This window comes from Prevotella corporis DSM 18810 = JCM 8529, assembly GCF_000430525.1.
GTDB lineage: Bacteria > Bacteroidota > Bacteroidia > Bacteroidales > Bacteroidaceae > Prevotella > Prevotella corporis.
On record NZ_AUME01000062.1, the window covers coordinates 1 to 9,925 of the forward strand.

A 9,925-nucleotide genomic window follows, 5' to 3' on the forward strand; every position below is an offset into this window, starting at 1 on the left:
AATAGGGCAGCAAAAGTGGCGGAAGAAATAAGCAGAGAGAAAGGCTTGACCATTGCAAAGGAGGTCAAGGCAGAAAAGAAATATCAAAAGACAAAAGCAAGTCCAACGAGAGAGCAAACCAAGAAAGAGGTGCAGCAAATCTGTTATGCCCTGCTTGACAAGTACAAAGGAACAGGCGTCACGGGGCATTCCATGTTCCTTTATGAATTGAACAAAAACGGCATTACCATAGAGCGTATGAAGAACAAGCAGGGCAAGGTATATGGCTTGAAGTTCTCATACGCAGGGCAATCCTTCAAGGCTTCCGAAATCGGCAGGGAGTTCGGCTACCATTCCTTGCAGAAGAACTTTGAAGCAACCAACAAGGAAGAATCAAGGAAACCACATCTAACAGTACAAGAGCCGACAGAAAGGAAAGAACAACCTGATGCAGGCTATCAGCTCTTACCTCCAAGCCGTTCCTCTATCTCACGAGACAATGACACCTCACAAGTGCAGAATCCCATTGGTGCAGTGGCAGACACCATCGTTAGTGCAGTCGATAATGTGGTGGAAGGGTTGGGCGATTTGATTACACCTACTACGCAAGGCAATGACTATGCCGAAGCTGCATGGCAGCGCAAACTCAGATACCAAGCTAACAGAAAGAAGAAACGTGGAAGGGGATTATAACTCACGCCTGAACAAAATGCAGAAAGAAGAATATCTCATTAAAAATGCTTGTTATTCGGTAACAAAGTATTATCTTTGCAAACAGAATAACAAGCGTTCTTTGTTAGGCAAAAAACAGCGAAGCCAAGTAGCTCGCTCGTTTCCAAATCGTTACCTATTTAGTTTCGCCAACATGGTAACTTCTTTATTTTCAATGAGTTGTATTTTAAGAATTATCTTGCCATGCAAAAGCTGACCTTTCAGAATACCGTTTGTCATGGACCACACTGCAATGATTGGACCTCAATCGTTCATCAGCCGCAATTTCACAAATAGATGATGACAATATGGCTTCCTGACTGATTTCATTCGCTTGTCGGTAGCTTTCCCGCCGTGCTCTCTCGCAGTAGCCCGCCACGTTTTCAAAAGGACTACTAACTAACTGATCGGCAATCAAACAAAATCACTACAGGTCCTAATGACCATTAGAATTGAAGAAGAAATCTTGTGACGAATGATGATTTTCGAATATTTTGAGTAAATTTGTAGCTGTGTGAAAATAGGTATGAGGGAAACAGGCTGTAGGAACATTCACAGAACGATATCAGTTGCCTGCGATTTTCACCGAATCAGACCTTCACACATGAATTATTGCCCATTTTAAAGTTATGATACAGGAATACCAACTTCGAGTGATGCCCCAAGTGGCCTTCAACGAACAGAATATAAAGGAATATCTCGCCAAGGAGAAAGGACTGGATGCAAGGACCATTAACCATGTACGCACCTTGAAACGCTCAATAGACGCACGGCATCGCGACATTTTCGTGAATCTGAAAGTGAGGGCTTACATCAACGAGGTGCCTCACGACGAGGCTTTCGTCAAGACCGAATATCCCGACGTGAGTTCTGCACCACGTGTTATAGTCGTCGGCGCTGGTCCGGGAGGGCTCTTTGCGGCATTGAGACTTATAGAATTAGGACTTCGCCCCTTTGTGCTGGAGCGGGGGAAGAATGTGAGTGAGCGGAATAAAGACTTATCCCTTATTTCCAAAACACATAAAATCAACCCAGAGTCGAACTATTGTTTCGGAGAGGGAGGGGCTGGTGCGAACTCTGACGGCAAACTCTACACGAGAAGCAAGAAGCGTGGTTCGGTTGATAAAATCCTGAACGTATTTTGTCAGCACGGAGCTTCTGCAAGCATATTGGCCGACGCTCATCCACATATCGGCACCGACAAGCTGCCGAAGGTAATCGAAAATATGCGCAATACCATCCTCGCTTGTGGTGGAGAAGTGCATTTTCAGACAAAAATGACATCCTTGATACTTAATGGCGACAAAGTTCTGGGCGTCGTTGCCGAATCAACCCACGAAAGCAATGAGCCGATCGAGCAAACGTTTCATGGACCAGTGATACTCGCCACGGGACATTCGGCAAGAGACGTTTATCGCTATTTTGCCGAGGCGCAAATAGAGATGGAAACAAAAGGAATAGCTGTGGGCGTCCGGCTGGAACATCCTTCGGAACTTATCGACCAGATTCAGTATCATAGCAAGAATGGCAGGGGGAAGTATCTGCCGGCTGCCGAATACTCGTTTGTGACACAAGCACAGGGACGTGGTGTCTATTCGTTTTGCATGTGTCCCGGTGGATTCGTCATTCCTGCGGCAACAGGGCCTGAACAAATCGTCACCAACGGCATGAGTACAGCCAACCGTGGCTCGAAATGGTCAAATTCGGGCATGGTGGTGCAAATCAACCCCGAAGACATTGAGGGCGATGACCTGCTCCGAATGATGACATTCCAAGAGCGAGTGGAGCGCGACACATGGCAACAGGGAAACATGAGACAAACGGCTCCGGCACAACGAATGGCAGATTTCGTCAACAATCGACTTTCCTACGATTTGCCATCTTCAAGCTATTCGCCAGGCCTTATTTCCAGCCCCTTGCATTTTTGGTTGCCAACGCTCATAACCAGCAGGTTGCAAGAAGCCTTTAAAGTCTTTGGGAGACAAGCTCATGGATTCCTTACCAACGAGGCCACGATGATAGCAAGCGAGACTCGCACGAGTTCTCCCGTTCGCATTCTCCGCAACCGTGAGACATTCATGCACACACGCATACAAGGCCTCTTCCCATGTGGCGAGGGTGCCGGCTATGCTGGCGGCATTGTGAGTGCCGGTATTGATGGTGAGAAGTGTGCGGAAATGGCAAAAGAATATGTAGGCAGTTCACTTTGAGCCTAATTCAGACATAAGAGCTGGTTCGGATTATTTGCTTGTCGGCCAGAGGTTTTGTCGTACTTCGCAAAGATAGCCTTCTATGTAAAAGTTGAACAGAAGGAAAATACCAACAAACTAGTCAGTGTTGGAAGTGTGGGAATGTACCGAGCAGACAGTTAATCGGTCATACGATTAAAGAACTTTTTGACCAGTAGCGGAAAGCAGCTTAGCCCTTATTAAATCTCAAAGAAGGAGAGAAAAGAAAGTTGGCACAGTGGAGAAAACATTCACCCGAGGGAGCGATTATCTGAATAAACAGACCTACCGGCATGTATCCATACCACTATGCGTAGCTGTGAAGCCCTCCCAATAAGAAGTTTACGCCGAAATAAGTCATCAATACTGTCAAAAAAGCCAGCACCAAATAGAGATGGAAGAAGATGGGACGACGAAAAGCCGGAAGTGAAGCTCTATGAAAGCTTACTGCATAAACCATCAAAGCTATCAATGCCCAAGTTTCTTTAGGATCCCAGCCCCAATAGCGTCCCCATGAAACATTAGCCCATACAGCACCGATAAATATTCCCAAGGCAAGTAGGAATACAGCTGGGTAGAGAATCAGGCGACTAAGGTCGGACAATCGATCGGCAAGCCGAACTCCATTTTCTGTATGCCACAACACCAAAGCCGTAATGCCATTGAAAAACAAAAAGGCTAACAACGAATAAGCAAACATAATGATTGCCACGTGAAAGCTCAACAATGGCGATGCCAATACAGGCATGAGAGTGGTAATCTGTGGATTATTCTCTCCCATCATTGACACCATTAGAGCCAAACCACTCATCAGAAATCCAAAAGGCATAAAGAGAGATAGGCGACGACACAGCAGCAGGGCGATGAGCGATACGCAAAAAGCCATAAACTGCATGGTTTCATAACCGTTGGAGAGTGGTATATACCCACCGGAATAACCGCGAAGAACAATCACAGTGGACAAAAACACAGTTGCCAAGAGTAGAAGCCAACGTCCACAATGCCGAACAAGGGGAGACATAGAATGATTGTTCAACCAGCTCCGAACCACAAGAACATAATAAACCACTCCGAGCAAAACAAGGAACACCGCCAACGGCAGTGAAAATTGTAAGGAATTATAGAGTTGTTCGGCTCGAAAACGAGTGGCAGAAAGCAAATATGCGCCACCCTTTTTCTGTTGATAAAGTCTTATTTTGTCGAGCACTTCATCCAAACCGGCATAATCGTTCGTTAATGCCAATTCCATGATATAGTCAGTGGAACGCTTGATAAAGAGCCACTCATCGTGTGGAAGAGTCTCCGGCAGCCGGTCGCCCTGCGCCACCCAATTCAAAGTGCCATTTGTACTGATGGGAAACATCCTGACAGCACTGCCCGACATCAACGAGGCTATAATATTATATTTCTCATAGGCTGCCGAGACGTCATTGGCTTCATTTCCCTTCAGCACGCCACGGTTCAGCTCCTCCACCAAGGATGCCAACTTGAATTGATTGGTGTCATCCATATATTCACGCCAAGACACGTAAGCTCCTTTGGCATCCAACGCCTCTCTCACTTTGTGCCCACTCACTTTAATCATGGATTGATTCACCCAATCAGTGGGATAGAGCATCCATCCCACGAGTACTTGAACAGCACTGTAACCCTTATAGCGGTCGTGTCCGTAGAGTTTGGTGGTGAAATCTCTTGCCAACGTCTGCATGGGGCATATACGTCCATTATGATAGACATAAAGATTACCGAAACGTTCTGCTTGTGCCGTTGGCAAAGTTTTCGGAAGTGACTTGTCGTTAGCTCGCAAAGGAAGAGATAATAGCAGAACTAACACAAGCATCCAACTATTACCGTATTTCATCACGTTACGCCACGCATGACGAAAGCCCTCTTTCGGGTGAAGGAGCAATGCAAGAATGCCACAAAGCAATAATGCATAGCCAATATAGGTAACGAAGATGCCCCAAGGATCGTGTGCCACCGAGAGATGCACCCCCTCGCGTTCCAAGTCGTAGCCACTCTGATAAAACCGATAATGCTGGTTCTGCGCTATGTGGTTCATGGACACTTGCTGTTCGCCATCTCCATCGAAACTAACTCTGCTCACAAAATCCATAGGCGACTGTGTGCCGGGAAAATAAACAATTTCAAACTTTCTCAACCTTACGGTAAAGGGAAGTGGCTCTCGCTTGCCATCTGAGGTGGTGAAGGAAGAAACAGGTTGTCCGCGATAGAGATACATATCGCCCTGTGTCCCAAAGAAGTGGGTAAGTCCCGCACCCAAAAGAATGAAAGCAAAAGAACAATGAAATAAAAGCAGAGCCGGACGGCGCATCATGTTCCAAGCTCCAAGCATGGCTACCAATGCCACTATCGCGAGTAGCAGCCAGAGGACAATGAAAGGCAAGGAGCCATAAAACCAATGATGAGCCGTTTCCGTATCGACTACTTTCTCCACGAAAGAGGCTGTAGTCAAGACTAAGACAGTCAAGACTAACAGCCCAAAAGAAAGGTAAGTCAATGTTTTTCTTATTCGATGGTTAGAAATCATATTATCTACGTGGATTCAACAGATGGACTGACTGACAAGTATTATATGGATTCTATGAATTTCACAATGGCCTGTCGGTCTTCCTTTTTTAATTCACGGAATTTCTTAGTGGTCCAACGTGCGTGAGACACACCGCCTTCACGAGAGCAGCCATGCCACATAATAGCCTCTATGACATTACGTGCGCGAGCATCGTAAAGACGATCATCATGTCCCGTGCAGACTTTCATCAGTCCTTTTCCCCAAAGGGGCGGTGTGCGTATCCATCCTTTTCGCACATCATTCTTCATGTACAAACGATGAGACACTAAATCAGTATAAGGCCATATCTTTTGTTTCGGATAATGTGGCAAGCGAGCATCGTTGGGAGTAAAATTAAGATCACCTGGATATTTGAACAAGTCGTTTCCTGTTATCCACATTGGACGATGGCAAGTTGCGCATCCAATCTCCGTAAAGAGCTGCTTACCTCTCTGAACAGCAGGGTCATCCAAATTGCGAGCTGCTGGAACCGCAAGTCCGCGAAGCCAAACCATATAATTCAGGTAATCTCCATCCTTCATTTCAATGGGGTGGTCATCGCTCATAAAATAATTATAAATGTCTTTCTCAGGATTACCCGTCTTTTTCCATTCTGGATAATATTTATAAAAAACTTTTTGCACTTCAGGATCCTTGCTGGCAGTAAGCGCATACTCCTTCGTTACATTGATGCTGGTATGCCCCTTACGAGTTACATTGAAATTAGCCCAATGTTGCACATCCCATGTAAAAGTACTTAAGTCAAGGAAATGTCCAAAGCGGAAGGGAAGCTTCGTTATGGGATCGATTGCTGCCCACTGACCATTCTTAAACCGAGTTGGGTCGAGTGGGACGTGTGCCTCTTCGCGTTGCCACTGAAGCAGCAAACTGTCGTCATCAATGGCGCCAATAAGACCATTGCCAAAGAAAGGAATGGCATTTTTAAGACGTATTGTAATGTCTTTTACATCAACCGGTTTGCCATTATGTGAAGGTTTCACATAGTAACCATCCTCTGGTATTTCAACCTCCGGATAAATCAGACTATAATGCTCACCATCTGGAAAAGCATTACCCCAATCATCGACGTACTCTTTCCATGTGATTTTAACCTTTGCCGGGTCAAGATAAGATTTGAAAGGAGGCATGCCCTGAAATTTTGGACTGAAAAACGACAGCAAGTCTCCATCGGAATTACATATCTCAAGTTCTGTGGCATTGCCCCATTGCTTGGGATCAAACCGGGTAATGCGCCAACCATGACCATAGCCACAATGACAACTCTCGCAGGAGGGACGTGAATAGAGCGGACCTCGCCCATTGAAAGGACGAGTGCTGGAGTTGTACGGACGTTCAAAGAAGTACTCACCCATCTTAAATTGATACTCTAATCCGGCTTCCTCTATAGCAGGAGTCGGATCTTCGTATGCACTGGCAGTCGCATTGAAAGTAGTGCCGAGTTTTCCACCGGCATACCACTCGTCTGCCAACTCTGTTTTTTCACCCGGATTGGGTGTAGGCAAATTTACATCATCATGACATGCGGCAAGACTACCCCACATCATTGTCATGGTGGTCAAAAAGAGAAACGATGTACTCTTCTTCATTCTTTTTTTCATAGTTATACTTTTTAAAGGTGGGTCATCATAATGATATGAACAACCCACCTGATAAATTCAACCTATTGGGTGAAGGGTTCTGAGAAACCTCATTCACTTATTTTTCCAGTGCGCTCTTGAGTTTACTGAGCGTCTCATCTAAAGCTTTACAAGCATCCATGGCTTTCTCGCAGCTGGCATCCTTATAATTTTCAACAAAAGGAGCTTTCATGCCCTTGATGGCATCCTTTGCTTCCTTGATGGCATTCACCACTTCCATATCCATCGCCTTGTTATTCTTAGCCATATAGTTGTGCATGGAAGCTTTGCCACGCTTACCCTCAATACCGCCATAGTAAACATTTTCTACGGAAATAATATTGTTATGGAAATCCTCGATCGACATCCTGCTATATGGAGACTCAATATAGGATATATCTTGACCGGTATGTGCGGAGCCTATTTTTGAAGTACCCACCTCATCGCAAATATCGTTGCATCCTGACACGATGGACTGTAGAGCGTTGACCCAAGAACTATAGAGAGAACCAGGTTTGCCTGCCATGAGGATATTCTCTCCATACGAGAAACCTTTTCCCCCTACGGTAACAGGAAGTTCTACATCTTCTATGATGTGTTTCACCAAATCTGCATCGAGCTTTGACGCATATTCCTTACCTGCCCATGAGGTCAAGAGTTGCCAGCAGCTGTTTCGCAAATCGCCTGCTACGGCAATAGCATAAACCAAATACTTATCTTCTATAGAACCTGCGACACGAGGCTTTCCCTCCTCAAAGAGTATGTATTCCACACCATGATAACCCAATAATTCCTGACCGAGTTTCGTGCGTGCAGCGATATCAAAGTCTTCGCCATTGAGTTCCTCGATATTCGTTGCGGTAGCAAGATATTTTTGCAAAGCAGGAAGGTCGAGAGGCCATGAGTCGATATGCGGATCAATACCAAAATCAGAAGCGGCACCAAAAAGGAAAGCCTCACTGCGTTCCCACCATTGACGTGAGAGGAGAAAATCCTCACAAGCTTTGTTGAGATTGTCTTGTGTCGGATTTTTCCGATAGGTTTTCAGATCTTCCACTAAGACGGAAGCCTTCAGCGCCATTTGCTCATAAGTGGGAACCACTGTATTATTCACGAAAGCATCAGCAATTTCATTATAAGCCTTATCGCGCTCTTCCTGCTGCGACAACGGTTTATCTTCATTTTCATCGCTACAAGAGACAAATGTTGTTGAAAGAGATAACGCAAGAAATGCCAAGAAAGCATAATTAAAAACTTTTTTCATTCTCATTTTTATTTATTATGTATAAATGGTTAGTTAAAGATGTATCTTACAAGAAGAAACCTGCATAAGCAATGCCTAAGGAAACACTCGGTTCATCGTTGAATTGCTTTTTGAGAAAACGCTTACTGTATTCAGCCTTGACTTGTAATTCTTTCATAGGAAAATAGTTAATACCTAATGCCATACGCTGGCGATCGGTCCATTCATAATCACTGTTTCCTTTCACCGGATGATAAGCATCATAGTGTTCATAAGCTCCAAAGCAGTAAAGTTGCTGTTTCTTGTTGCGCAGCATAGGGAACAAGTTCAGTACATCGTATCCCACTTGTATGCTGGCTGCATGAGCACGATCACCCACAAGTGTACGCTTGTAAGGCGAAGACGAACTCTGCGAACGATTGTAGATGGAAATGATATCGGCATCTCCAAGATGACCATAGTCAAAGTTTCCAAGAACGCGCCAGCCATGACCCTGATAATTAAAATCGAACGACCCAATAACAACGGTGCCTTTCACGTCTTTATATTTACCACGTTCATCACTCTGTAGCGTATTATTGAATGATTGTCCATAATAACCACTCAACCCCAAACGTAATCCCCGAATGGGATAGAAATCAAAACGGACAGCTGTGGCATATTTGTTGGACGGCGTAAACTCAAACGCACTGGCCGCACTATTCTTTATCCATTGGTCTTTGCTAAACATCAATGAGTTCAGACCCGGAAGGAGCATAAACTGATAACGCAAAAACTTCCAACGTCCCCAGACCGAGATTCCAGTCTGATGCCATGTACAGGGAAGGATCTGACTTTCACCTTCAGGTCGATAGACCGTAAAGAATTCGTTGGGTGTATGATGTGCGTTGGTATAACCTATGGGCACGATATCATGCCCCACACGAATATTCAGTTCGGGGCAAAATGACTTTTGAATCCAGAATTGCTCCAACGCAACTTCTCCTCCTCGCTCTATCTCACCTTCCCATTCGCCGAACTCTTCATCCTCCATTTCCATGGCACTCTCCGTTCCGCCATGCTCAAACTCTATTTCAGAATTCATCGACCAACCTTTACCAAAGTCATAACCTAACATCAGCACCACATGTGGCAAATCGGTCTGTCCCCTACTCTTGGCGTCTTTATACCTTTCCGCTTTACTATAGCGATTGATATTATCGGCTCAGTAGAAAATCAATGGGGGAATAATTTGTTATTTATCTTAATAATTCCGACCTTCGCATTATGGAAGAAAAAATGTTACGCACCTTGGCAACTCTTGTTTTGCCTTCTCAAATATTAGATTATTTTACTATCGTTTCTGTCTGCGAGGTTGGACCTGAGTTTCATATTAGTCTTGACGAACGTATGGACAAGACTTTGTCAGGTAATGCCACCTTCGAGTCCAAGGGGTTCATGGAAGCAGTTAATATAACCGACTTCCCTATTCGAGGCCATAAGGTGATCTTGAAAATTCGTCGCAGACGATGGACGGATTTGCGCACGGGCAAGAGTTTTACCCTTCCCATTGCTT

5 protein-coding genes and 2 pseudogenes are annotated in these 9,925 nt (G+C 44.9%); 3 read left to right on the top strand and 4 right to left on the bottom strand.

The annotated features are described in order from the left end of the window. Nucleotides 1-672: pseudogene (locus H515_RS0109855) on the top strand (relaxase/mobilization nuclease domain-containing protein); the annotation flags it as partial. 647 nt (nt 673-1,319) lie between these two features. After that, nucleotides 1,320-2,900, top strand: coding sequence for an NAD(P)/FAD-dependent oxidoreductase (locus tag H515_RS0109865; protein ID WP_025877972.1), 1,581 nt, complete (start codon nt 1,320-1,322; stop codon nt 2,898-2,900). A 325-nt stretch (nt 2,901-3,225) separates the two neighbouring features. On the opposite strand, the gene ccsA is transcribed toward H515_RS0109865, so the two are convergent. The 4 genes and pseudogenes from ccsA to H515_RS13360 all read right to left on the bottom strand — a co-directional run. Then, the gene (ccsA, locus tag H515_RS0109870; RefSeq protein WP_443931586.1) at nt 3,226-5,469 is read right to left on the bottom strand and encodes a cytochrome c biogenesis protein; all 2,244 of its coding nucleotides are present in this window, start codon (nt 5,467-5,469) and stop codon (nt 3,226-3,228) included. A 41-nt stretch (nt 5,470-5,510) separates the two neighbouring features. Beyond that, nucleotides 5,511-7,097 carry a di-heme oxidoredictase family protein gene (locus tag H515_RS0109875; RefSeq protein ID WP_025877974.1) on the bottom strand — a complete coding sequence of 529 codons (1,587 nt, stop codon included), beginning with the start codon at nt 7,095-7,097 and terminating at the stop codon, nt 5,511-5,513. Nucleotides 7,098-7,206: 109 nt separating this feature from the next. Next, nucleotides 7,207-8,391, bottom strand: coding sequence for an imelysin family protein (locus H515_RS0109880; RefSeq protein WP_025877976.1), 1,185 nt, complete (start codon nt 8,389-8,391; stop codon nt 7,207-7,209). Between the two features lie 46 nt (nt 8,392-8,437). After that, nucleotides 8,438-9,574: pseudogene (locus H515_RS13360) on the bottom strand (hypothetical protein); the annotation flags it as partial. A 62-nt stretch (nt 9,575-9,636) separates the two neighbouring features. On the opposite strand from H515_RS13360, the gene H515_RS0109890 reads away from it, so the two are divergent. After that, nucleotides 9,637-9,925: ISAon1 family transposase N-terminal region protein (locus tag H515_RS0109890; RefSeq protein WP_028901762.1), on the top strand; the 289-nt coding region annotated here is incomplete at its 3' end.

Excerpts from the sequence above, each read along its gene's own strand:
- H515_RS0109865 (WP_025877972.1), top strand. The coding sequence starts at position 1,320 with ATGATACAGGAATACCAACTTCGAGTGATGCCCCAAGTGGCCTTCAAC.
- ccsA (WP_443931586.1), bottom strand. The coding sequence starts at position 5,469 with ATGATTTCTAACCATCGAATAAGAAAAACATTGACTTACCTTTCTTTT.
- H515_RS0109875 (WP_025877974.1), bottom strand. The coding sequence starts at position 7,097 with ATGAAGAAGAGTACATCGTTTCTCTTTTTGACCACCATGACAATGATG.
- H515_RS0109880 (WP_025877976.1), bottom strand. The coding sequence starts at position 8,391 with ATGAAAAAAGTTTTTAATTATGCTTTCTTGGCATTTCTTGCGTTATCT.